Raw genomic sequence first — 24,457 nt, 5'->3', positions numbered from 1 at the left:
CCGTAAATAAAGCCTGAAAGGGCGATCGCAGGTTGTAAAAAAGCGGAGTGACGTATGGACACGTCACCCCGCTTCTTCACTGAATTATTCTGCGCGCTTTTAGTGGACACACTAAAGCTGTAGCTTACAGAAAAAGGCATTTTTGGTCTACCGCCAATGAGCCCGAAAGGCCGGAGAATGCGACAGGTCGTCGCTTGGCGGAGTAAAACCGGGCTCAAACGATGGGTTTGAACCCGATTTCGGGCACATCTTAACGCAGGTCGAGCACGTCTTGCATGTCGTAAAGGCCAGGCTCGCGCCCATCCAGCCACAACGCGGCACGCACAGCACCCTTGGCGAAGGTCATGCGACTGGACGCCTTGTGAGTGATCTCCACACGCTCGCCATCGGCAGCGAACAGCACGGTGTGGTCACCGACAATGTCACCGGCGCGCACAGTGGCGAAACCGATCGTTTCGCGCTCACGGGCACCGGTCTGCCCCTCACGACCGTAAACCGCCACCTTCTTCAGGTCACGACCCAACGCATCGGCGATCACCTCACCCATGCGCACCGCCGTTCCCGACGGCGCGTCGACTTTATGCCGATGGTGGGCTTCGGTGATCTCGATATCGACATCATCACCGAGCACACGAGCTGCAGTGTCGAGCAACTTCAGGCAGAGGTTTACACCGACGCTGAAGTTGGCCGCGAAGACGATCGGGATATCTTTGCCCGCCTCCGCCAGCAACTGCTTCTCTTCAACACTGAAACCGGTGGTGCCAATGATCATCGCCTTGCCGTGCTTGCGGCAGAAGACGAGATTCTTCAGGGTCACCGTCGGGTGCGTGAAGTCAATCAGCACGTCGAATTCGTCAACGACACGGTCCAGATCACCGGACAGCGGCACACCGATTCGGCCCAGCGCAGCCAGCTCTCCGGCATCGGCACCAACCAGCGTGCTGTCAGGACGATCCACAGCCGCGGTCAGACCAGCGCCCGGCGCTTGATGCACCGCTTCGATCAGAGTCTTACCCATGCGCCCGGCGGCGCCCATCACAGCTATACGTCGCATGCCTGCCTCCTTACAAATCGCCGAAGAAGCGCTTCACGCCTTCGAACCAGCCCGTGGTTTTCGGGGAATGGCTGTTGTCATCCGCCAGCGAGCTGCGGAACTCTTCCAGCATTTCGCGCTGACGACGACTCAGGTTGACCGGCGTCTCGACCGCTACACGGCACATCAAGTCACCGGCACCGCCGCCACGCACAGGCGCGACACCCTTGCCACGCACTCGGAATTGCTTGCCGGTCTGGGTGCCCTCAGGAATCTTCAGCTTGACCCGACCATCAAGGGTCGGAATCTCCAGCTCGCCACCCAGCGCCGCATCGACAAAACTGATCGGCACTTCACAGAACAGATGCTTGCCGTCGCGCTGGAAGATCGAGTGCTCGCGCACATTGATCACCACGTACAGATCACCGGTCGGCCCACCCTGGGCACCCGCCTCGCCTTCACCGGACAAGCGAATGCGGTCGCCGGTATCGACACCGGCCGGCACTTTCACCGACAGGGTCTTGTATTCCTCGACACGACCTTCGCCATGGCAGGAATCGCACGGGTCGGAAATGATCTTGCCCTGGCCATGGCAGCGCGGGCAGGTCTGCTGCACCGAGAAGAAGCCTTGCTGCATGCGTACCTGGCCGATACCGCCACAGGTCGGACAGGTCACCGGCGAGGAGCCTTTCTTGGCACCCGAGCCGTCGCACGGCTTGCAGTTGACCAATGTCGGAACACGGATATTCACGGTCGTGCCGCGCACCGCTTCTTCCAGGTCCAGCTCCAGGGTGTAACGCAAATCACTGCCGCGCTGAGCACCGCCACGGGAACCACCGCGACCGCCACCGAAGAAGTCACTGAAGACATCGCCAAAGATGTCGGAGAAGTTCTGGCCACCGAAACCGGCACCGCCGCCACCCATGCTCGGGTCGACACCGGCATGGCCGTACTGGTCGTACGCCGCACGCTTGCTGGAGTCGGACAGCACTTCGTAGGCCTCGTTGGCCTCCTTGAACATCTCTTCCGACGCTTTGTCATCGGGATTACGGTCCGGGTGGTGCTTCATCGCCAGGCGACGGTAGGCCTTTTTCAGGTCCGCCTCGCTTGAGCCTCGTTCAACACCCAATACTTCGTAATAGTCACGCTTTGCCATAAGTCTTTTGCACTCTTGAGGACGTTCGACAAACCTCTCCTGAGCCTCGCCGAACTCGTTGAGCCCCAATGCAGGCCCGGACCCAACTCACGTCAATTCAACGATCCTGGTCTTTGTTTCGATGCGGCACTTTCGGCTCGGAAAGCAGGAGCATTTCCGGCCATGCCACCAACATCCGAACGTTGTCGCATGCTGTAAAAATTCGCTAACTCCAGACACGCCAACGCGGGAGCAAGCTCCCGCGCGGCGACATCCTACCAGTCACCGCCTGAAGGCAGTCAACCGGCCGACCAACAACTTACTTGTGGTCTTTGACTTCTTCGAACTCGGCGTCGACGACGTCGTCAGCCTTCTCAGCCGATTCGCCTTGCGGTGCAGCACCTTCAGCTGGCTGCGCCTGCTCGGCGTACATTTTCTGAGCCACTGGCGCGGAGACCTTGGACAGCTCTTCAACCTTGGCTTCGATAGCGGCCTTGTCGTCGCCTTTTACAGCGGCTTCCAGGGCAACGACTGCGGCTTCGATTGCGGTCTTCTCTTCAGCGCTCACCTTGTCGCCAGCATCAGCGACCATTTTGCGCGTCGAGTGAACCAGTGCATCACCCTGGTTACGGGCAGCGGCCAGCTCTTCGAACTTGCGGTCTTCCTCGGCGTTGGCCTCGGCATCACGCACCATGCGCTCGATTTCTTCGTCGGACAGACCGGAGTTGGCCTTGATCACGATCGACTGAGTCTTGCCGGTAGCCTTGTCCTTGGCGCCTACGTGCAGAATGCCGTTGGCGTCGATGTCGAAGGTCACTTCGATTTGCGGCACACCACGTGGTGCTGGTGGAATCTCGGCCAGGTCGAACTTGCCCAGGGACTTGTTCTGCGCCGCTTGCTTACGCTCACCTTGCAGCACGTGAATGGTCACGGCGCCCTGGTTGTCGTCGGCAGTCGAGAACACTTGCGATTTCTTGGTAGGAATCGTGGTGTTTTTCTCGATCAGCGCAGTCATCACGCCACCCATGGTTTCGATACCCAGGGTCAGCGGGCTGACGTCCAGCAGCAGAACGTCTTTTACGTCGCCGGCCAGAACGGCACCCTGAATCGCAGCACCCATGGCAACGGCTTCGTCCGGGTTCACGTCTTTACGAGCTTCTTTACCGAAGAACTCGGTCACCAGTTTCTGAACCAGTGGCATACGGGTCTGACCACCGACCAGGATCACGTCGTTGATCGAGCCAACGTCGATACCGGAGTCTTTCAGCGCGATGCGGCAAGGTTCGATGGTGCGTTGAACCAAGTCTTCTACCAGCGCTTCCAGCTTGGCGCGGGAGATCTTCACGTTCAGGTGCTTAGGACCGGTGGCGTCTGCAGTGATGTACGGCAGGTTCACGTCGGTCGACTGAGCGGAAGACAGCTCGATCTTGGCTTTTTCAGCGGCTTCTTTCAGGCGCTGCATCGCCAGCGGGTCACCCTTGAGGTTCATGCCGCTTTCTTTCTTGAATTCGTCGACGAGGTAGTCGATCAGGCGAATGTCAAAGTCTTCACCACCCAGGAAGGTGTCACCGTTGGTGGCCAACACTTCGAACTGGTGCTCGCCATCGACTTCGGCGATTTCGATCACGGATACGTCGAAAGTACCGCCACCCAGGTCATAAACGATCACGGTGTGATCGCCCTTGGCCTTGTCCATACCGTACGCCAGAGCAGCCGCGGTTGGTTCGTTGATGATACGCTTAACGTCCAGGCCCGCGATGCGGCCGGCGTCTTTGGTGGCCTGACGCTGGCTGTCGTTGAAGTAGGCCGGAACGGTGATCACCGCTTCGGTCACTGGCTCGCCGAGGTAGTCTTCGGCGGTCTTCTTCATTTTTTTCAGGATTTCAGCCGAGATTTGTGGCGGAGCCATTTTCTGGCCGTTCACTTCAACCCAGGCGTCGTTGTTGTCAGCCTTGACGATCTTGTAAGGGACCATCTGGATGTCTTTCTGTACGACTTCTTCTTCGAAGCGACGACCGATCAGACGCTTCACCGCGTACAAGGTGTTGTGCGGATTGGTCACTGCCTGACGCTTGGCGGACTGGCCAACCAGGATTTCGCCATCATTGGCGTAAGCGATGATCGACGGTGTGGTGCGCGCGCCTTCGGCGTTTTCAATAACTTTGGCTTTGCCGTTTTCCAGCACGGAGACGCAGGAGTTGGTAGTCCCCAGGTCGATACCGATAATTTTGCCCATGTTCACTCTCCCGAAACTTTGGATTTGGTTGCCGCAGCGGTTGTTGCCAACTGCGGTAGCACTTAAACGCTTGACTTCTAAATGGGGGCCTTGCGGCTAATTTCAAGCCTGCTCATCAATAGAAGGCGAAACTGGCGCCGGAGCCTTGCTGACCACGACCATCGCCGGGCGCAGCAGGCGTCCGTTGAGCTGGTAGCCCTTCTGGAACACCTTGAGCACGCTGTTCGGCTCGAGGTCGGCGCTTTCCTGCATGGCCATGGCCTGGTGCAGGACGGCGTTGAATGGTTCGCCGTGCGGATCGATTGCTTCCAGCTGATAACGCTTCAGGGTGTCCTGGAACATTTTCAGGGTCAGCTCGATACCTTCGCGCATTGGACGGATGCTTTCGTCATCCGGGCTGGACAACTCCAGACCGCGCTCCAGGCTGTCAATGATCGGCAGCAGATCGCCGGCGAATTTTTCCAGCGCGAATTTGTGAGCCTTTTCTACATCCTGCTCGGCGCGACGGCGGACGTTCTGCAGATCGGCGGCTACACGCAAAGCCTGATCCTGCGCACCTGCCAGTTGCTCTTCGAGCACTTGTACACGAGCCGCCAGGTCTTCACCCGAAGCCTCGGGCGCCTGGTTGGCGTCTGGATTTTGCGTATCCACTGTCTGTTCGTCAGCCATAGAATTCTCCTTTCAATATCGTCTGCGAGCCTGACTCGCGCTTCTGCCCAGCTATATGGGGCCGCAAAATGCAGCTTCAAGGGGCATCGATGCATTAACCCTACAAAAAACACCTGCATTGTCATTCCAGGACGCACTAAGGATTTCGTCGGATCAAGCGAATCGAGCTAACGAGGGGCATTGTCAGCCCGAAACAAAACACTGTATAAATAACCAGACCTCATGCCTGGGAGCGGCCTTTATGCTGGTGCACCTGTCCGTACACAACTACGCCATCGTTGAACATCTCGATCTCGAACTCGATCGCGGGATGAGCGTGATCACAGGCGAAACCGGCGCCGGCAAGTCGATCATGCTCGACGCGCTCGGCCTGACCCTTGGCGATCGCGCAGACAGCGGCGTGGTTCGACCCGGCGCAGACAAGGCCGACATCCTGGCGACCTTCGACCTGGTCGACATCCCGGAAGCCAGCGCCTGGCTGGCCGAACGCGACCTCGAGAACGATGGCCCGTGCATCCTGCGCCGGGTCATTACCGCCGAAGGACGCTCGCGCGGCTATATAAACGGCACCCCCTGTCCCTTGGGCGACCTCAAGGCGCTGGGCGAACTGCTGATCGATATCCACAGCCAGCACGAACACCAATCCCTGCTCAAGACCGACACCCACCGCCGCCTGCTCGACGAGTATGCCGGTGCGACCGACCTTGCCCGCCAGGTACAGCTGGCCGCCCAACGCTGGCGCCAGACCCGCCAGGAACTGGAGCGGCTCTCCAACTCGGGCGACGAACAGCGCGCCCGCCACCAACTGCTCAGCTATCAGCTCGAAGAGCTGGAAAACCTGGGCCTGGGGGACAACGAACTGGAGCAGCTGGAGCAGGAACACAAGAACCTGACCAATGCCGAAACCCTTCTGGGCATCTGCCGGCAAGTGGTCGAGCAATGCAGCGAAAGTGATTCCGGCAACGTGCTGAACGCCCTGACCGCCAGCCTCAACCGTCTTTCGAGCGTGAACAACTCGATCGGCGCGCTGGGTGAGGCCAGCAGCCTGCTGACCAGTGCGCAGATCCAGGTAGAAGAAGCGGTAGGCGAGCTGAATCGCTTCCTCGACAACTTCGACGCCGATCCATCGCGCCTTCAATATCTGGAGGAACGCCTCGACTCGATTTACACCCTGGCGCGCAAACATCGCATTCAGCCGACCGAAGTCGCCGAGATGCAACAAAAGCTGCTGGATGAAATCGAAACCCTGAACACCAACGACGAATCCATCGAGCGCCTGAGCGACGAGCTGTCGTCCTACGCCCGCCACTACCAGGAAAAGGCCCGCGAACTGAGCGATTTGCGTCATCAGGCCTCCACCAGCCTGGCCAGCGCAGTGGAACAGGAAATCCAGCGCCTGGGGATGCCTGGGGGGCGCTTCACCATCGAACTGCGCCCCAACAGCGGAGACGAACTGCTGCCTAACGGGCTCGAGCAGGTCGAGCTGCTGGTCAGCGCCAACCCAGGGCAGCCATTGAAGGCCCTGGCGAAAGTCGCATCCGGCGGCGAGCTGTCACGGATCAGCCTGGCCATCCAGGTGATCACCGCACAAACCTCTCGCGTGCCGACCCTGGTGTTCGACGAAGTGGACGTGGGCATTGGCGGCCCGACGGCCGAGATCGTCGGCCAGTTGTTGCGTCGGCTCGGAGAGCGCGGGCAGGTTCTGACCGTGACTCACTTGCCACAAGTAGCAGCGCAGGGTCATCAGCACTTGTTTGTGCACAAAGTACGAGGTGAAGATGCCACCCGTACTGCCGTCTCAAAACTAAGCAAGAATGACCGTGTCGAAGAGGTGGCTCGGATGCTGGGCGGCATCGATCTCACCAAGGAATCCCTGGCTCACGCCAAAAAAATGGTGGTTGCTGCAAAAGCCTAAGTCGATGCAGAAAGCACGAAGGCGACCCTGGGGTCGCCTTCGTTCGTTTCGCGAACCTTGCGTTCGCGCGACATGCTTACTTTTTCTTGCGCACGTACAGCACCAGATTGTGATCAACCATCTCGAAGCCATACTTGTCGACGATTGCTTTCTGCAGGCGCTCGATTTCTTCGTCGAAGAATTCGATCACTTCACTGGTCTCGACGTTGACCATATGGTCGTGATGCTTGCCGTCGTCCAGCTCGAAGACCGCATGGCCCCCGTCGAAGTTGTGCCGCACCACAAGGCCAGCTGCCTCGAACTGAGTCAGTACACGGTAAACCGTGGCCAGACCGACGTCCTCGCCAGCCTCCATCAGTGCCTTGTAGACATCCTCGGCACTCATGTGGCGTTGCTCGGCGGAATCGAGCATTTGCAGAATCTTGACCCGTGGCAGGGTCACTTTGAGGCCGGCTTTGCGTAGTTCGCTATTTTCAACCATGGTCAGCTTTCTCGCGATGCTGCTTCGCAGCTTCTCTTAATGCGGGTATGATCGGCGTTTACGTTGTCCCAGCCAAGATAGTGGAAGTCGCCCACCGATGCAAAACACCAAGCTCTTGCTAACCAGTTTCACCTTTGTGGGACTGCTCGCACTCGCCGGTTGTTCATTCCCCGGGGTTTACAAAATCGACATCCAGCAGGGCAATGTCGTCACGCAGGACATGATAGACCAGTTACGCCCGGGAATGACCCGTAAGCAAGTAAGGTTTATCATGGGCAACCCTCTGTTGACCGACACGTTCCATGCCGATCGCTGGGATTACCTGTACAGCCTGCAACCAGGGGGCGGTGAACGCCAACAGGAACGCATTAGCGTTATCTTCAACCCAAATGATCAACTTGTCAGCCTCTCTGGTGATTTCATGCCAGGCGTGAGCCGTGACGAGGCCATTCTCGGCAAGGACAGTGGCACTACCGTGACCGCGCCAGCTGAAAACGTCGAGAAGCCGAAACCGGAAAAACCGGTCAAGCCAGGTTCGTTGCTGGATCAGATCCAGAAGGAAGTGGACGGTGTAGAAACTGTTCCGGTTCCCACTCCAGAACCACTGGACACCTCGCCGCAATAATTTGCGACGCAATAAAAAACCCGGCATGTCCGGGTTTTTTATTGTCTGGCCGTAACACTCACTGATTCCGGGCCTTGGCTTCGACCGCTTTGGCTGCACGCAACCGACGAACCTCCTTCGGATCCGCCAGCAAAGGCCGGTAAATCTCGATTCGATCCCCAGACTGGACGGGACGGTTGCCGGGATCGACGATCACCTTGCCGAAGATCCCAACGGGACATGTGGCCAAATCCAGCTCCGGAAACGATTGGCCAATCCCGGATTGCAGCAACGCCGCCCGAATGCTGGTTCCTGGCGGTACCTTCACCGACAAAAGCACCTGCCGATCAACAGCGGCATAGACCACTTCGACCTCGATCACTGCCTCAACCATGTATTTGCTTGGCCCGCTGGCAGAACGCATCCACCAACGTGTTGGCCGCCTGATTGAACAACGGCCCCAAGGTCGCGCGAACAATGGGACCGGCGTAATCAAACGACAGGTCCAGGCTGATCTTGCAGGCCTTGTCAGTCAAAGCCTTGAATACCCAAATGCCATGCAGCTGAGTGAACGGGCCTTCTTCGAGGTTCATCTCGATCGACTTCCCGGGAACCAGGGTATTACGCGTCACGAAATGCTGGCTGAGCCCTCCCTTCGCCACACCGACGCTGGCTCGCATATGCTCGGGCGAGCTTTCCAGCACTTCGGCAGATGAACACCACGGCAGGAACTCAGGGTATCGCGCCACGTCGTTGACCAGGTCATACAGGGCTTGCGCCGGGTACGGCAACAAAGCCGAACGTGAAATGTGTGTCGTCATGTCAGCGTCATTTCCACAGCTGGGCGGCAAACACTACAAGAATGCCGATGGGCGCCACATAGCGCATCAAGAACAAAGACAGGGCGAACAACGCAGGGTTGCGGATCGACAATTCGTCGCGCACCACCTCCCGGTTCATCACCCAGCCCGCGAACACCACGAAACACAAACCACCGAGTGGCAACATGATCCGCGAAGTGAAGAAATCGATCACACCGAAGAAATCCAGGCCGCTCGCCGCTCCCCATTGGTAGAGGTGGAACGAACCGCCTTCGTTCACGAAAAACTTGGCCTGCTTCCAGATATTGAACGAAAACACCGTGCCCAGACCGACAAACCAGCAGGTGAATGCCAGCCAGAAGGTCACCCAGACGCGGCTGATTTTTGTCCGCTCGACCAGGTACGCCACCATCGGCTCGAGCAACGAGATCGCCGAACTCCAGGCCGCAATCGCCACCAACACAAAGAACACTACGCCCATCAACTGACCGAACGCTACGTTACCGAAGGCAAACGGCAGGCTGACAAACATCAGCCCAGGACCTTCGCTCGGGTTCAGACCCGCGGCGAACACGATCGGGAACAGTGCCAGGCCGGCCACCAGGGAAACAAAAGTGTCGAGCAGCGCCACGCCAACGATTGTCCCGGAAATAGATGAACTCTTCGGCATGTAAGCGCCGTAGATCATGATCGAACCAACGCCCACGCTCAGGGAAAAGAACGCGTGCCCCATGGCCGGCAACAGACCGTCGAGGACTTTTTCCGGATGGAAGTCGAACATGAAATGCACGCCCTCCATGAAATGCCCGGTGGTCATGCTGTACCCCAGCAACACAATCACCATCACAAACAGCAACGGCATCATGATGCGCAAGCTGCGCTCAAGCCCGGCAACCACGCCCCTGGCGATCACAACCGCCGACAGCAGCATGAAAATCGTGTGCCAAAGTGTCAGGCGCCACGGGTCGGCAATGACATTACCAAAGTACGCACCCACCTGATCGGGTGTCGCCCCCTGAAAGTCGCCACGCCCCATGTCGATGATGTAATCGAGCGACCAGCCGCCAACCACACTGTAGAAAGACAGGATCAGCAACGCCGTGATCATCCCGGCGAAGGCCCCCCAGGACCATTTCGCCGAATGCCCCGCTTCCAGCGCCAGCACCTTCAAGGCGTTGGCCGGACTTTGCCGCGCCCGCCGACCGATCAGGGTTTCCGCCAACATGACCGGGATACCGATCAGCGCGATACAGGCCAGGAACATCAACACGAAGGCGCCGCCACCATAGACGCCGACCATGTACGGAAATTTCCAGATGCTGCCCAGCCCCACGGCAGAACCGGTCGCGGCGAGTATGAAAACCCAGCGGCTAGCCCAACTGCCGTGGACAGAAACCTTGTCTGTCGACATCAATATTACGACCAAGCGTTCAAAAAAAGAGCGCGCATTGTCCGGGATTCAATCAACCTGCTCAAGCACGCAGCATCACCGTAGCCGACTCGCTTGCAACTCCCTATAATGCCGCCCCTATGGCTAAACAGAAGAAACACCCCACAGGGACCATCGCGCAAAATAAAAAGGCGCGACACGATTACTTCATCGAACATCGGTTCGAGGCTGGTCTGGTCCTGGCCGGCTGGGAAGTAAAAAGTTTGCGGGCAAGCAAGCTGCAACTGGTTGACAGTTACGTACTGCTCAAGGACGGCGAAGCCTGGCTGCTCGGCAGCCACATCACGCCGCTGACGACCGCCAGCACCCACGTCATTGCCGATCCGACCCGCACCCGTAAATTGCTGCTCAACCGCCGCGAGCTGGATAAGCTGTCCGCAGCCGTACAGCAAAAAGGTTACGCCTGCGTGTGCCTGTCCTGGTACTGGAGCAAGCACATGGTCAAGTGCGAAATCGCTCTGGGCAAGGGCAAGAAGGAATACGACAAGCGTGATACCGAGCGCGAACGCGATGCCGGTCGCGAGCTGCAGCGTGCGGTGCGGAACAAGGGTAAGGAAGACTGATATTCGATCTTCTGGCCTGACCGCGACGACTGTGGCGAGGGAGCTTGCTCCCGCTCGGCTGCGAAGCAGCCGCAATCTGGCAAATACGCTCTGTATCTAGAAGTGTAGTGGCTGGTAAAAGGGGCCGCTCCGCGCCCCAGCGGGAGCAAGCTCCCTCGCCACAGAATACCTCTACATCCCCTTGCGCCGCTCCGCCCGGGCCACGCGCTGTACTTCCTGACGCACTTCTTCCAGCACTTCCTGCACATACAGAATGTGGCGACTGGAGACTTCCCGCGCGTACTCCGCCCTGCCTTCGATAATCGCCAGATACAATTCCCGGTGCTGCGTGATCAGCATGTCACGGGTTTCAGTGCGCTGTTTGTACATGCCGCCAATGTTGGTGACCACGTTGCGCTTGAGCAGGTCGAACAAGCCGCGAATGGTGTGCAGCAGCACCGCGTTGTGGCTCGCCTCGGCAATCGCCAGATGGAATTTCGCATCCGCCGCGCCTTCTTCCGCCCGACTGACCTCATCGTGCCGCGAATAACAGTCCTGCAACTCATTGAATGCCGCAGTCAGTCGCTCGCGATCAACATCCGTGGCACGTAAGGCGGCGTAGTAAGCGCAGGACGCTTCCAGCGTATGGCGAAATTCCAACAGATCGCGCTGAGCCTCGGGATTGCTTTCCAGCAATTGCAGCAGTGGATCACTGAAGGTCGTACCCAGGGACTCCACCACATAGTTGCCGCCACCCTGGCGACTGACCAGCAATCCTTTGGCGACCAGTTTCTGAATGGCTTCGCGCAACGAAGGGCGTGACACACCGAACTGCTCGGCCAATGCCCGCTCGGCCGGCAGACGCTCTCCGGCCTTCAGCGTGCCTTCGAGGATCATGCCCTCCAGCTGCTCGACAATATCGTCAGACAAACGGCGCTGACGAATCTGATCAAACCCCATAACTCGATTTCTCCACGACCCGACGGCTCGCCGGGCCTCTATTCTGGCCCATTCGCGCCGTGTCGGCACCTATTGGCAAGCATTTAACCCCCAGGCCCGAACACCCTGATGGAACACGCATTCGACAAAAGTTTTAGGGCGGCAAATTGACACACCGCCTACAAGGCTTTTACCCTAGCCAACAGCGATTGTAAATTGGTCTTACCAATTATCCAAGAACGCTGATCAGTGCCTGACCAACAACAATTAGGGGCCACCCCATATGCAAACCTGGCAACAGCTCTACAGCCCACTCGGCAGCCTCGGTTTATCCGCGCTCGCAGCCGTCATCCCCATCGTGTTTTTCTTTCTGGCCCTGGCCGTGTTCCGCCTCAAAGGGCACGTGGCCGGCAGCATCACCCTGGCCTTGTCGATTCTGGTGGCAATCTTTGCCTTCCAGATGCCGGTCGACATGGCATTCGCCGCCGCGGGATATGGCTTCGCTTACGGTCTGTGGCCGATCGCCTGGATCATCGTCGCCGCCGTATTCCTCTACAAACTGACGGTCAAGAGTGGCCAGTTCGAAGTGATCCGCAGCTCGGTGCTGTCGATTACCGACGACCAACGTCTGCAAGTGCTGCTGATCGGCTTTTGCTTCGGCGCCTTCCTCGAAGGTGCAGCCGGTTTCGGCGCGCCGGTAGCGATTACCGCCGCGTTGCTGGTAGGGCTGGGCTTCAACCCGCTGTACGCCGCAGGCCTGTGCCTGATCGCGAACACCGCGCCGGTGGCCTTCGGCGCCCTGGGCATTCCGATCATCGTTGCCGGGCAAGTGACAGGCATCGACGCGTTCAAGATCGGCGCCATGACCGGCCGTCAACTGCCGCTGCTGTCGTTGTTCGTGCCGTTCTGGCTGGTGTTCATGATGGATGGCCTGCGTGGCGTGCGCGAAACCTGGCCTGCTGCATTGGTCGCCGGTTTGAGCTTTGCCGTGACCCAGTACTTCACCTCGAACTTCATCGGCCCGGAACTGCCGGACATTACTTCGGCCCTGGCCAGCCTGGTTTCCCTGACACTGTTCCTGAAAGTCTGGCAGCCGAAACGCGCCGCCGGCCAACACATCGTCGGCGCCGTATCCGCCTCTGTGGTGAGCGCCAGTACCGGTGGTTTCGGCCAGAAGCGCACGACCGTGGCTTCGCCTTACAGCCTGGGGGAAATCATCAAGGCCTGGTCGCCGTTCCTGATCCTCACCGTACTGGTCACCATCTGGACCCTGAAGCCGTTCAAGGCCATGTTTGCCGCCGGCGGCTCCATGTACAGCTGGGTGTTCAACTTCGCCATTCCGCACCTGGACCAGATGGTGATCAAAGTCGCACCGATCGTGGCCAATCCGACCGCCATCCCGGCCGTGTTCAAGCTTGACCCGATTTCCGCGACCGGTACGGCGATTTTCTTCTCGGCATTGATTTCGATGCTGGTTCTGAAGATCAACCTCAGAACTGGTCTGACCACTTTGAAAGAGACCTTCTACGAACTGCGCTGGCCGATTCTGTCCATCGGCATGGTGCTGGCTTTCGCGTTCGTCACCAACTTCTCGGGCATGTCGTCGACCATGGCCCTGGTGTTGGCCGGTACTGGCGCAGCCTTCCCGTTCTTCTCGCCGTTCCTTGGCTGGCTGGGCGTGTTCCTGACCGGTTCCGACACCTCGTCCAACGCCCTGTTCGGCTCGTTGCAAGCGACCACTGCGCATCAGATCGGTGTCAACGACACCTTGCTGGTGGCGGCCAACACCAGCGGCGGCGTGACCGGCAAGATGATCTCGCCACAATCGATCGCCGTGGCCTGCGCCGCGACCGGCCTGGTGGGCAAGGAATCGGATCTGTTCCGCTTCACGCTCAAGCACAGCCTGTTCTTTGCAACCATCGTCGGCCTGATCACCCTGGCTCAGGCCTACTGGTTCACCGGCATGCTGGTGCACTGAGTACTACCCGCCGCATAGAAAAAACCGACGCCGGACCACGACTCCGGCGTCAGCTATTCACAACCCGGTCTGTAAGGCTGCTGAAAGCATCTCTCTCTATATTCAGCAGCCTCAGCGGACGGATAACCGGGCCCACCCGGAGACACGCCTGATGAGCGAGCTTTTTTACAACGCTGTGCCGAATGCGACCCGTGTCGCCCCGCCACTGCCCGAGCCTCGGCAATACCCCAGCGAGAAACCGCAACGGGTTTACCTGTTCGGGACCTGCGTAGTGGATTTGTTCTACCCGGAAGCCGGTATGGATGCGATCCACTTGCTCGAGCGCGAAGGCATCCGTGTCGAGTACCCGCAAGGGCAGAGTTGCTGCGGCCAGCCGGCCTACACCTCGGGTTACACCGAGCAGGCCAGGACTGTCGCACGCTCGCAACTGGCGCTGTTCGCCGGGGACTATCCGGTGGTGGTGCCGTCCGGTTCCTGCGCCGGCATGTTGCGTGAGCACTATGCCGATCTGTTCAAGGACGAGCCGCAAACGTTGAAACAGGTTCAGGCATTGGCTGCCAGAACCTATGAACTGGCCGAGTTCCTGCTGTTTGTCTGCAAGGTGCAGCTCAAGGACAGTGGCACGCCTGTGAAAGTGGCGTTGCACACCTCGTGTTCGGCACGTCGCGAAATGAACACTCATTTGCATGGCCGCGAATTGCTGGCGCAATTGAGCAATGTAGAACGCGTCAACCATAGCCATGAAAGCGAATGCTGTGGCTTCGGTGGGACTTTCAGCGTCCGTATGCCAGATATCTCCGGGGCGATGGTGGCTGACAAGACCCGGTCGTTGAAGGAATCCGGCGCACACAAGGTACTCAGTGCCGACTGCGGTTGCCTGATGAACATCAATGGCTCGCTGGAGAAACAGCAAGAAGCGTTGCGTGGCCAACACCTGGCCAGTTTCCTCTGGCAGCGAACCGGAGGCGCACAATGAACGCTTCCGCGATTATTCCTACGGTCGCCGTAGAAGAAGATTTCCGCACCCGGGCTCACGACGCACTGGGTGATGCGCAATTGCGAAACAACTTTCGCAAGGCGATGGATTCACTGATGACCAAACGGGCAACGGCTTTCAGCGATGCCCATGAAAGAGAACACCTGCGAGCGCTGGGCAATGCGGTCCGCGCCCGCGCTTTATCGAAGTTGCCCGACCTGCTCGAGCAACTTGAACAGAACCTGACCCGCAACGGTGTGACAGTGCACTGGGCGGAAACGGTGGACGAGGCCAATGGCATCGTCCTCTCGATCATCCGCGCTCACGAGGGGCGGCAAGTGATCAAGGGCAAATCGATGGTCAGCGAAGAGATGGAGATGAACCATGTCCTCGCTGAACAGGGCATTGAATGCCTGGAATCGGACATGGGCGAGTACATCGTCCAGCTCGACCACGAGAAGCCTTCACACATAATCATGCCGGCAATCCACAAGAACGCCGGCCAGGTCGCGTCCTTGTTCCACGACAAACTTGGCGTGGAATATACCAAGGACGTTGACCAACTCATTCAGATCGGTCGCAGGGTCCTGCGGCAGAAATTCTTCGAAGCGGACATCGGCGTCTCCGGCGTCAACTTCGCCGTGGCCGAAACCGGCACCTTGCTGCTGGTTGAGAACGAAGGCAACGGTCGCATGACGACCACGGTGCCACCGGTGCACATCGCCGTCACCGGCATCGAAAAAGTCGTGGAAAACCTGCGCGACGTGGTGCCGCTGTTGTCGCTGCTGACCCGTTCGGCACTCGGCATTCCGATCACCACCTACGTCAACATGATCTCCGGCCCGCGCAAGGAACATGAACTGGACGGCCCACAGGAAGTGCACCTGGTCCTGCTGGATAACGGTCGCAGCCAGGCGTTTGCCGACAGCGAATTGCGCCAGACCCTGAACTGCATCCGCTGCGGCGCCTGTATGAATCATTGCCCGGTCTATACCCGAATCGGTGGCCATGCCTACGGCGAGGTTTACCCCGGTCCTATCGGAAAAATCATCACCCCGCACATGGTCGGCCTGGCGAAAGTCCCGGACCACCCCAGCGCCTCTTCGTTGTGCGGAGCTTGTGGTGAAGTGTGCCCGGTCAAGATTCCGATCCCGTCCTTGCTGCGGCGTCTGCGCGAAGAGAATGTCAAAGCGCCCGATAGCCCGCATCAAGCGATGCGCGGCCAGGGCAGCAAATACTCGCGCAAGGAACGGTTCATCTGGAACGCCTGGGCCAGGCTCAACAGCTCACCGACGCTGTATCGCCTGTTCGGTTTCTTCGCCACGCGACTGCGCGCACTCACGCCGAGCAATGTCGGCCCGTGGACGCAGAATCATAGCGCACCGAAACCCGCTGCCCGTTCACTGCATGACATGGCTCGCGAACATCTGGCCAAACAGGGAGATCGTTGATGAGCGCCAAGCAAAACATTCTCGGCAAACTGCGTAAAAGTCTGACAGGCACCACACCCGTGACTGACAACTTCAATGTCGGTTTGGTGACCGAGCCTTATACCTACACCCCGGAGCAACGCATCCCGCAACTGCGCAAACTGATGGAAGCGGTGCACACGGAAATCCATCTGACCTCGGGTGAAGACTGGCCCGCCTTGCTGGCGAAGTTGCTGCTGGATCGTCAGCTGCCGAGCCTGTTGATCGCGCCGACCACAACTCACGGCCAACGTGTCACCGAGCACTGGGCGAAAAATCCGCAGCTGCCGACACTCAAGGCCTACGACCGTCCGGTGGAAGAATGGAAAGCCGAACTATTCAACGACACTCCGGCGAGCCTGACCGGCACCCTGGGCGCAATCGCGGCGACAGGTAGCCTGATCCTTTGGCCGACGCGGGAAGAACCGCGCTTGATGAGCCTGGCGCCACCGGTGCATTTCGCCCTGCTCAAGGCCAGCGAGATCCGTGATAACTTCTATCAGGTGCAGCAGGAATTCGAGTGGGCTCAAGGCATGCCGACCAATGCGCTGCTGGTGTCCGGCCCATCGAAGACCGCCGACATCGAGCAGGTCCTGGCCTACGGTGCCCACGGTCCAAAGGACCTGGTGGTGTTGATCCTGGAGGACCAATGAGTCTACCGGCCGCTTTCCTGCGCGATGCGCAGCAATTGATTCCCCATGAACGGCGCTTCGACGATCCGCTGTCGACCCTGGCGTTCGGCACTGACGCCAGTTTCTATCGGCTGATTCCGCAACTGGTAATTCGCGTCGAGTCTGAAGATGAAGTGGTAGCGCTGCTGCAACTGGCTCAGCGCGATCAGGTTCCGGTGACCTTCCGCGCCGCCGGCACCAGTCTGTCCGGCCAGGCCATCAGTGATTCGGTGTTGATCGTCCTTGGGGATAACTGGAACGGTCGCGAGATCCGTGGCCAGGGCACGCAAATTCGCCTGCAGCCCGGCGTAATCGGCGCTCAGGCCAATGCCTGGCTGGCACCGTTCGGACGCAAGATCGGCCCGGACCCGGCGTCGATCAATGCCTGCAAAATCGGCGGCATCGTCGCCAACAATGCCAGCGGCATGTGCTGCGGTACCGCGCAAAACACCTATCACACCCTGGCCGGCATTCGCCTGGTATTGGCCGATGGCAGCCGTCTCGACACCGAAGATGCCGCCAGCGTGGCTGCGTTTCGTCAAAGCCATGCAACATTGCTGGAGCGCCTGGCGACCTTGGGTCGCGAGACCCGCGCCAACACCGAACTCGCGGCAAAAATCCGCCACAAATACCGTCTGAAAAATACCACCGGCCTGTCACTCAACGCCCTGGTGGATTACGACGAGCCTGTCGATATCTTGAGCCACCTGCTGGTGGGTTCCGAAGGCACCCTGGGCTTCATCAGCGCGGTGACCTACGACACCGTGATCGACCACCCGAACAAGGCCTCGGCGCTGATCGTCTTCCCGAACGTGGAGACCTGCTGCAATGCGGTCACCGTGCTGAAAAGCCAACCGGTGTCAGCTGTGGAACTGCTGGACCGGCGCAGCCTGCGTTCGGTGCAGAACAAACCCGGCATGCCCGCTTTCGTACAGCACCTGTCGAATAATGCTTGCGCCTTGCTGATCGAATCCCGCGCGGCATCGTCCACCTTGCTGCAAGAGCAACTGGCACAGATCATGACGTCATTGGCGTCGTTCCCGGTGGAGAAGCAAGTCGACTTCACCGAAGATCCGCTGGAAAACGCCCGCCTCTGGGCGATCCGCAAGGACACCTTCCCCGCCGTCGGCGCGGTGCGCAAAACCGGTACCACGGTGATCATCGAGGACGTGACCTTCCCGGTGGAACAACTGGCGATCGGCGTGAACCGCCTGATCGAATTGTTCGACAAACATCATTACGACGAAGCGATCCTTTTCGGACACGCACTGGAAGGCAATCTGCACTTCGTCTTCACCCAAGGCTTCAACAACCCGGAAGAAGTCGCACGCTACCAGGCGTTCATGGATGACGTGGCGCAGTTGGTCGCGGTGGAGTTTGGCGGCTCGCTCAAGGCTGAACACGGCACCGGGCGCAACATGGCGCCGTTTGTCGAACTGGAATGGGGCAGCGATGCCTACCAGCTGATGTGGCAACTCAAACGCCTGCTCGATCCCAATGGCATTCTCAACCCGGACGTGGTGCTCAGCGACGATCCGCAGATCCACCTCAAGCATCTCAAGCCATTGCCGGCCGCCGACGAGATCGTGGACAAGTGCATCGAGTGCGGCTTCTGCGAACCCGTCTGCCCCTCGAAAGGCCTGACCCTGAGCCCGCGCCAGCGCATCGTGATCTGGCGTGACATCCAGGCGAAGAAGCGAGCCGGGGTCGATACCCGGGAACTCGAAGCAGCCTATGAATACCAGGGTATTGATACCTGTGCCGCCACCGGCCTTTGTGCGCAACGCTGCCCGGTAGGCATCAATACCGGCGAGCTGGTGAAAAAGCTTCGCGGCCAGCACGCCACCCATACGAAAACTGCCAACTGGCTTGAAGGAAATTTCGCCACGGCGTTGCAAGGCGCGCGTTTCACCCTCCACGTGGCCAACGGTGCGCGGATGTTGCTGGGCGCACCGCGACTGGCCAAACTTTCCGCAGCGGTGACCCGCCTGTCCAAAGGGCAAATCCCGCAGTGGACCAACGCCATGCCGCAGCCTGAACGGGCGATCCGCTTCAGCCCGGCAGTGACGGACGAGCGCCCGCGCGTGGTGTACCTGGCTGCGTGCGTTTCACGCGCCATGGGTCCGTCAGCCGGGGACAAGGAACAAATGTCGCTGTACGACAAAACCCGCGGCCTGCTGGAAAAAGCCGGGTATCAGGTGGTCTTTCCGGACAATCTGGACAATCTCTGCTGCGGCCAGCCGTTTGCCTCAAAGGGTTACGCCGAACAGGCCGAACACAAACGCCAGGAACTGATCGGCGCCCTGCTCCACGCCAGCCGTGGCGGACTCGATCCGATCTACTGCGACACCAGCCCCTGCACCTTGCGCCTGACCCAGGACCTCGGCGATGTGCGCCTGGACCTGTACGACCCGGTGCGTTTCATTCGCACGCACCTGATGGATCGCCTGGACTTCACGCCACAGGACACACCCATCGCGGTGCACGTCACCTGCAGCACCCAGCACCTGGGGGAAAGCCAGGCGTTGATCGATCTGGCGCGCAAGTGCAGTAAAAACGTGGTCATCCCCGAAGGCATTCACTGCTGCGGATTTGCCGGCGACAAGGGGTTCACCACGCCTGAGCTGAACGCCCATTCGCTGCGCACCTTGAAAGACGCGGTGCAGTACTGCAGTGAAGGCATTTCCACCAGCCGAACCTGTGAAATCGGCCTCAGCCAGCATGGCGGGATCGATTATCACGGGCTGGTCTATCTGGTGGATCGCGTGACGCAAGCGCGCACTGCGTAAAAACTGTGGAGCGAGCTTGCTCGCGATGGAAGTCAACGATAACGCGTGCTTTCTGAATAAACGCGTCGCTCTTGAATCCTTCGCGAGCAAGCTCGCTCCTACAACCCCTTGCGCTGCTGCAAAAAAAAACCGAATTCCTGCGCGCGGCTATAGTCATTTGATTAGGCCCTGCGAACGGGCTTATAACCCCCTCGGCCAGCGGCCCCATTCACCGGCAGCACCGAGCCCTCATGCGCAAGGAGATACCCATGAAGCACTCTGCAATTGCTGGATTGTTTATCACTGCGGCACTGCTGGCATCGCCCGTATTCGCGGCAGACAAGGATCTTTGTGCGGCGAACATTCAACAAATAAGCGACTTCGTGGACAGCGCACCGTCCATACCTGAAACCTCCCTGAACACCGTCAAAGATGCGCTGGAAAAATCCAAGGCGGCCCAGGCGGCCGGTAACGACAAGGATTGCATCGAAATCACCTCCGGCATGATCACCAAAATGCAGATCCGAAACCCTACCCGGAACTGATGCGAGACAAGGCCAACCTTCGGGTTGGCCTTCCGGGCCACATTGACGTAGACTGTACAGGCTTGTTGCTCACCATGATTTGCGAGCAATGAGTTCGGGGCCGTTTAGGATTCGACGCCGGTTGCGAAACTTTAGGTGCATGCCGAGTTGGTAACAGAACTCGTAAATCCACTGTTGCAACTACTTATAGTTGCCAATGACGAAAACTACGGCCAGGAATTCGCTCTCGCTGCGTAAGCAGCCTTAGCCCTGAGCTTCTGGTACCTTCGGGTCCAGCAATCACCAGGGGATGTCTGTAAACCCAAAGTGATTGTCATATAGAACAGAATCGCCGTGCAGTACGTTGTGGACGAAGCGGCTAAAACTTACACAACTCGCCCAAAGCACCCTGCCCGTCGGGTCGCTGAGGGTTAACTTAATAGACACGGCTACGCATGTAGTACCGACAGCGGAGTACTGGCGGACGGGGGTTCAAATCCCCCCGGCTCCACCAACTCAACAAAAAAGACGTCCACGGACGTCTTTTTTTGTGCCTGGAATTCAGTGAAATCAAGTTTTCAGCGACCGACAGGGCAACCACCAGCCGGCATCAAGCGCCTGCACACCCCTCCCGGTCAGGCCGTGCCGTATGCAGCACTCACCATCGGATAGGCAGGAAAGTCCGTGTAACCCACCTCACCACGTCGGGTGTAATACGTTGATCGGTCCGCTTCGGCCAGCGGCCAGCCGTGCTTGAGACGCGCAGCCAGATCCGGGTTGGCGATATAGGGTCTGCCGAAGGCGATCAGGTCCACTAAGCCGGTGTCGAGTGCGTCCTGGGCGCTCTGGCGACCAGTAAAGCCACCGCACCAGATGATTGCACCTGCAAACGCCGCTCGCACCTTGGCCAGCAGCGTGTGGTCGAGGTGGTGTGATTTGAACTCGGCAATTTCCATGTTCGCCTCAGGCATCAGCTCGTAGACCAGGTGCAGATAGGCGACGCCGAGACGCCCCAGACGCTCGGCAACGTACAGCAGGGTTTCCTCGGTCAGCGGGTCTGCCGCAATACCGTTGAACTTGCCGAACGGAGACAGGCGGACACCCACACGCCCGGGACCCAGTTCACGCACCGCCGCTTCAACGACTTCCATCAGGAACCGTGTACGGTTTTCTACGCTGCCTCCCCCATAGCAATCGGTGCGCGTATTGAGCACCGAGTTCATGAACTGCTCGAACAGGTAACCGTTGGCGCCGTGGATTTCGACACCATCAAATCCAGCCTCCCGAGCATTGACGCAGTTCCGGGAAAAAGTGCTGACCAACGCCATCACTTCCTCCGTCCTCAGGCGTCTCGGTTTACCGGCGGCGATAAAGTCCAACTTGCCATCCGGGCCGTGGGCAAACACCTGCGACTCGGACCTTTCCTCGGTCACTCCCCATGGCGCTTCGCCGTTCGGCATGAGCGATGGATGGGCCATCCGGCCGACGTGCCAGAGTTGCAAAAATATTGTGCCGCCATTGCGGTGAACCTGATCGGTCACCAAACGCCAGCCCTGCTGCTGGGCTTGCGTGTAGATGCCGGGTGTCAGTGCGTAGCCGTTACTGGACGGTGCAACATCGGTCGCCTCGGCGACGATCAGGCCGGCACTGGCCCGTTGCCCGTAATAGGTGGCCATCAATTCATTCGGGATGTCACCCTCGGACGTCCGCGTGCGTGTCATGGGGGCCATGACAATGCGGTTCTTCAGCACAACGGTGCCGCCAAGCAACCGAGATTCAAACAGGTCTATCATGGGACTTCCTTCGGATCGGTTTTGATCGGAAGGAAAGCGTACTTTTCGTCAGTCGCGCCCATCTACACACCGTTTTGTCAGTGGTGGCAAATGAAGACAATCAATAGACTGCCGGGCTTGCCGGTCGAGCGCACCCTGGCTGTCCTCTCCGGGCGCTGGAAGGCGGTCATCCTTCATGTGCTGCTGGACGGCCCGCATCGCACCTGCGATCTGGAGAAGCGCATTGCAGGCATTTCACAGAAAGTGTTGATCGAGCAACTGCGAGCGCTCGAGGAACATGGAATGGTGAGCCGGCAACCCAGCGCCAAGGATCGTCAGGGGATCGAATACCTGCTTACCCCGCTTGGCGAAAGCCTGCGCCCCCTCCTGGAGTCGCTGATTGAATGGGGAATCCATCACGCCAGGGAACTCGACGAGGTCCATAGGCTGGTGCCCTGCGATGCCGTGGTTCGAGATCGCAACAACTGACGCCCATTCAGCCTTGGCCAACCAAAGCACCTCAACTCAGGCGAAAGTCACTCAAGTCTATCGACACCATCAAGCGTTCACGCATGGGCTGCAAATCCGCGCCCCGCAGGTAGGCTCTACGCCGGGTCGGAAAACGAAAGCCTTGGGCTTCAACGTAATCGCTCACGTATTGAGCGGCAGCAAACCCACCCGCCACGTCGACGTGATAGTCGTGACGGCGCAGCAGAAAATCGTCATCGAAGTAAAAGTCCTGATAGCGACTGTGACTGGCAATGTCTTGCGCAAACTCCACTCGCAATCCACGCCAGCGCTCCTGGCCTTCCTGCCAGGGCGTAATTTCATTGACGCTGAAGCCCGGCATCGCCATGAAGAACGGTGTCGTCAGGTACGTCCACATGGCGTATCCGCTGAAGTACGCGCGATGCAACGGGTCCCAGGGGGTGTCCATGACATGCCCGGCGAATGCCTCGCGCGGGTTCGAACGCTCGCGGACGATTTCACCCTGGGTGGTTTCGATGGAGATGTAGTCGGCCCTGAATACCGTGCGCCAGTCGGGTTTGCCGAACGGTGTCACCGAGGCGCGTTGCTGGTGCAGGCTGACGGTCATTTCCCGGGGCACGGTGTCTTGTGACACGCTCTTGATCCCCCACAACTCGCCCCCCGTCACGATGGTGGCGTTGAGTGTGGTGAAACGGCTCCAGCGCTCCAGGCCGCCATGGGCATCGAGCACCTTTTGCAGCAATTCGATCATCGTTCGTACTCCGCAATGCTGTGCGTAGGAGCGAGCTTGCTCGCGAAAAACCTGAGGGCGCCGTTGGATATCTGGTTTTACGCGTTATCGTTCACGACCATCGCGAGCCAGCTCGCTCCTACAGGGGCCGACCACCTTACTTCGACGGCTCGCCCAGCATACCGGTGTAGTGGGCCAGGCGTTTCTCGACATCCGCTTTCTTCTGCAGGCCAAGCTCCATCAACTGCTTGATCCGCGCCTGCGCCGCCGGCCGTTGCACCGAGCCGATGAAACCTTCCCATTCGCTGGCGATGGCTTCGTTGGGCGGCAGGCTGGCGGCATCGACCAGGCGCTTGATGTCGGCAATCGACTGCTTGTCGAAGCGGGCGATGCGTCGGGCCATGGTGTCGACGAACTTGTCGAGTTCGGCGTCGGGCAGCGCGCGGTTGACGTAACCATAACGCTCGGCGAGTTCGCCATTGATGTCGTTGCCGGTCAGCAACACTTCCAGCGCCCGCCCGCGTCCCATCAGCCGTGGCAGGCGAGCCATGGGGCCGCCTCCCGGTACCAGCGCGGCGCCGATTTCCCATTGCGACAGGATGGCTTTCTCGCGGCTGGCAAAACGCATGTCGCTGGCCAGGGCCAGTTCGCTGCCGACGCCGGTGGCGCGTCCGCGAATCGACACGATCGAGACCACCGGCGCCTTGCTCAGCCGCACCAGCATGTCGGGCAGCGGCGGCAGGCCGGTCGGGCCGTTGGGCAGGCTGGTGGTATCGGTCAGCGGCGGCACGAAGTCATAGTGGGTCAAAAAGAAGTCCGGCACATCGCTGTCGAATACCACGACCACCAGTTTCGGATCGGACTCGATGGCCGTGACCACTTCGTTCAACTGCGGCATGGTTTCCGGGCCATAGATGTTGTACGGCGGATTGTGGAACGTCACCCGCCAGTACTCGGGCGTGACCCGCGTGAGCTTGATTTCCTGTTTGACCGCGCTGGTGGAGGATGCCTTGTCGGCGGATGAAGGGGCTGTCTGGCCTGCGAGCGCTGTGTCCGTCATCGCTGTGCTGGCGAAAATCAATGCAGCCGTGAGCAACTGAAATCTCATGGGAACTTCTCCAGAGGATTGCCTGGTGGCATGTGGATTCCCGTTGAGCAGTCATTGCGGCCTGCCTGCTGCGCGGAGCGTGAAGACTCACGCGCCGTGCTCGGTCCCTTTGCGGGTCAACACATCGTTAGTGTGTGCAGCGCCGCA

22 protein-coding genes and 1 other RNA gene are annotated in these 24,457 nt (G+C 59.2%); 11 read left to right on the top strand and 12 right to left on the bottom strand.

Annotated features, from left to right (window positions below; translation table 11 throughout):
- Window positions 1–250: 250 nt before the first annotated feature.
- The 4 genes from dapB to grpE form a co-directional block, all read right to left on the bottom strand.
- Complete coding sequence (gene dapB, locus ACW9HW_RS05530) at window positions 251–1,054, bottom strand: 4-hydroxy-tetrahydrodipicolinate reductase (RefSeq protein WP_095194005.1); 804 nt, start codon at window positions 1,052–1,054, stop codon at window positions 251–253.
- Window positions 1,055–1,064: 10 nt separating this feature from the next.
- The gene (dnaJ, locus tag ACW9HW_RS05525; protein ID WP_007973132.1) at window positions 1,065–2,189 is read right to left on the bottom strand and encodes a molecular chaperone DnaJ; all 1,125 of its coding nucleotides are present in this window, start codon (window positions 2,187–2,189) and stop codon (window positions 1,065–1,067) included.
- 298 nt (window positions 2,190–2,487) lie between these two features.
- Window positions 2,488–4,404 (bottom strand): molecular chaperone DnaK, encoded by a 1,917-nt coding sequence (gene dnaK / locus ACW9HW_RS05520; protein ID WP_095194006.1) that lies wholly within the window; start codon window positions 4,402–4,404, stop codon window positions 2,488–2,490.
- 102 nt (window positions 4,405–4,506) lie between these two features.
- Window positions 4,507–5,073 carry a nucleotide exchange factor GrpE gene (grpE, locus tag ACW9HW_RS05515; RefSeq protein WP_095194007.1) on the bottom strand — a complete coding sequence of 189 codons (567 nt, stop codon included), beginning with the start codon at window positions 5,071–5,073 and terminating at the stop codon, window positions 4,507–4,509.
- A gap of 241 nt (window positions 5,074–5,314) precedes the next feature.
- Between grpE and recN the strand changes: the two genes are divergently transcribed.
- On the top strand, window positions 5,315–6,988 hold the full coding sequence (recN, locus tag ACW9HW_RS05510; RefSeq protein ID WP_457398827.1) for a DNA repair protein RecN: 1,674 nt from the start codon (window positions 5,315–5,317) through the stop codon (window positions 6,986–6,988).
- Between the two features lie 76 nt (window positions 6,989–7,064).
- On the opposite strand, the gene fur is transcribed toward recN, so the two are convergent.
- Window positions 7,065–7,469 (bottom strand): ferric iron uptake transcriptional regulator, encoded by a 405-nt coding sequence (gene fur, locus ACW9HW_RS05505; protein ID WP_003197684.1) that lies wholly within the window; start codon window positions 7,467–7,469, stop codon window positions 7,065–7,067.
- 97 nt (window positions 7,470–7,566) lie between these two features.
- Here fur and ACW9HW_RS05500 point away from each other — a divergent pair, with 97 nt between their 5' ends.
- Window positions 7,567–8,094 carry an outer membrane protein assembly factor BamE gene (locus ACW9HW_RS05500; protein WP_095194009.1) on the top strand — a complete coding sequence of 176 codons (528 nt, stop codon included), beginning with the start codon at window positions 7,567–7,569 and terminating at the stop codon, window positions 8,092–8,094.
- 58 nt (window positions 8,095–8,152) lie between these two features.
- On the opposite strand, the gene ACW9HW_RS05495 is transcribed toward ACW9HW_RS05500, so the two are convergent.
- Genes ACW9HW_RS05495 through ACW9HW_RS05485 form a run of 3 tightly spaced genes read right to left on the bottom strand, consistent with a single transcriptional unit; the run spans window position 8,153 to window position 10,305 of the window.
- Complete coding sequence (locus ACW9HW_RS05495) at window positions 8,153–8,467, bottom strand: RnfH family protein (RefSeq protein WP_457398825.1); 315 nt, start codon at window positions 8,465–8,467, stop codon at window positions 8,153–8,155.
- A complete protein-coding gene (locus ACW9HW_RS05490; protein ID WP_137806059.1) occupies window positions 8,460–8,894 on the bottom strand; it encodes a type II toxin-antitoxin system RatA family toxin in 435 nt (144 codons plus the stop codon). Before ACW9HW_RS05490 ends, ACW9HW_RS05495 begins: the two co-directional genes overlap by 8 nt.
- A 7-nt stretch (window positions 8,895–8,901) precedes the next feature.
- Window positions 8,902–10,305, bottom strand: a complete 1,404-nt coding sequence (locus ACW9HW_RS05485; RefSeq protein WP_457398824.1) for a sodium-dependent transporter — start codon at window positions 10,303–10,305, stop codon at window positions 8,902–8,904.
- A 119-nt stretch (window positions 10,306–10,424) separates the two neighbouring features.
- Between ACW9HW_RS05485 and smpB the strand changes: the two genes are divergently transcribed.
- The gene (gene smpB / locus ACW9HW_RS05480; protein WP_090315874.1) at window positions 10,425–10,907 is read left to right on the top strand and encodes an SsrA-binding protein SmpB; all 483 of its coding nucleotides are present in this window, start codon (window positions 10,425–10,427) and stop codon (window positions 10,905–10,907) included.
- 171 nt (window positions 10,908–11,078) lie between these two features.
- Here the strand turns inward: smpB and ACW9HW_RS05475 are convergent, their stop codons facing one another.
- Window positions 11,079–11,846, bottom strand: a complete 768-nt coding sequence (locus tag ACW9HW_RS05475) for a GntR family transcriptional regulator (protein ID WP_095194013.1) — start codon at window positions 11,844–11,846, stop codon at window positions 11,079–11,081.
- A gap of 262 nt (window positions 11,847–12,108) precedes the next feature.
- Here ACW9HW_RS05475 and ACW9HW_RS05470 point away from each other — a divergent pair, with 262 nt between their 5' ends.
- The 7 genes from ACW9HW_RS05470 (at window position 12,109) to ssrA (ending at window position 20,725) form a co-directional block, all read left to right on the top strand.
- The gene (locus ACW9HW_RS05470; RefSeq protein ID WP_095194014.1) at window positions 12,109–13,803 is read left to right on the top strand and encodes a lactate permease LctP family transporter; all 1,695 of its coding nucleotides are present in this window, start codon (window positions 12,109–12,111) and stop codon (window positions 13,801–13,803) included.
- A 151-nt stretch (window positions 13,804–13,954) separates the two neighbouring features.
- Window positions 13,955–14,779, top strand: a complete 825-nt coding sequence (locus ACW9HW_RS05465; RefSeq protein WP_095194015.1) for a (Fe-S)-binding protein — start codon at window positions 13,955–13,957, stop codon at window positions 14,777–14,779.
- Window positions 14,776–16,230, top strand: a complete 1,455-nt coding sequence (locus ACW9HW_RS05460; RefSeq protein WP_095194016.1) for a LutB/LldF family L-lactate oxidation iron-sulfur protein — start codon at window positions 14,776–14,778, stop codon at window positions 16,228–16,230. The genes ACW9HW_RS05465 and ACW9HW_RS05460 overlap by 4 nt, the downstream gene beginning before the upstream one ends.
- Window positions 16,230–16,901 carry a LutC/YkgG family protein gene (locus ACW9HW_RS05455; protein ID WP_457398822.1) on the top strand — a complete coding sequence of 224 codons (672 nt, stop codon included), beginning with the start codon at window positions 16,230–16,232 and terminating at the stop codon, window positions 16,899–16,901. Before ACW9HW_RS05460 ends, ACW9HW_RS05455 begins: the two co-directional genes overlap by 1 nt.
- The gene (locus ACW9HW_RS05450) at window positions 16,898–19,708 is read left to right on the top strand and encodes an FAD-binding and (Fe-S)-binding domain-containing protein (RefSeq protein ID WP_457398820.1); all 2,811 of its coding nucleotides are present in this window, start codon (window positions 16,898–16,900) and stop codon (window positions 19,706–19,708) included. Before ACW9HW_RS05455 ends, ACW9HW_RS05450 begins: the two co-directional genes overlap by 4 nt.
- A gap of 248 nt (window positions 19,709–19,956) precedes the next feature.
- The gene (locus ACW9HW_RS05445; protein WP_095194019.1) at window positions 19,957–20,232 is read left to right on the top strand and encodes a hypothetical protein; all 276 of its coding nucleotides are present in this window, start codon (window positions 19,957–19,959) and stop codon (window positions 20,230–20,232) included.
- Window positions 20,233–20,328: 96 nt separating this feature from the next.
- Window positions 20,329–20,725, top strand: a transfer-messenger RNA (tmRNA) gene (gene ssrA, locus ACW9HW_RS05440).
- 121 nt (window positions 20,726–20,846) lie between these two features.
- Here the strand turns inward: ssrA and ACW9HW_RS05435 are convergent.
- The gene (locus ACW9HW_RS05435; RefSeq protein WP_095194020.1) at window positions 20,847–22,004 is read right to left on the bottom strand and encodes an alkene reductase; all 1,158 of its coding nucleotides are present in this window, start codon (window positions 22,002–22,004) and stop codon (window positions 20,847–20,849) included.
- A gap of 90 nt (window positions 22,005–22,094) precedes the next feature.
- On the opposite strand from ACW9HW_RS05435, the gene ACW9HW_RS05430 reads away from it, so the two are divergent.
- Complete coding sequence (locus ACW9HW_RS05430) at window positions 22,095–22,472, top strand: winged helix-turn-helix transcriptional regulator (protein ID WP_095194021.1); 378 nt, start codon at window positions 22,095–22,097, stop codon at window positions 22,470–22,472.
- A 31-nt stretch (window positions 22,473–22,503) separates the two neighbouring features.
- Here the strand turns inward: ACW9HW_RS05430 and ACW9HW_RS05425 are convergent, their stop codons facing one another.
- Complete coding sequence (locus ACW9HW_RS05425; protein ID WP_095194022.1) at window positions 22,504–23,223, bottom strand: hypothetical protein; 720 nt, start codon at window positions 23,221–23,223, stop codon at window positions 22,504–22,506.
- A 136-nt stretch (window positions 23,224–23,359) separates the two neighbouring features.
- Window positions 23,360–24,310: an enoyl-CoA hydratase/isomerase family protein gene (locus tag ACW9HW_RS05420; RefSeq protein ID WP_095194023.1), complete on the bottom strand. Its 951-nt coding sequence runs from the start codon at window positions 24,308–24,310 to the stop codon at window positions 23,360–23,362.
- Window positions 24,311–24,457: the final 147 nt, after the last annotated feature.

This window comes from Pseudomonas sp. SDO5532_S415 (assembly GCF_054071155.1).
The sequence above is the reverse complement of the archived record's forward strand: the minus strand, read 5'-3'. Positions and strand labels throughout refer to the sequence as shown.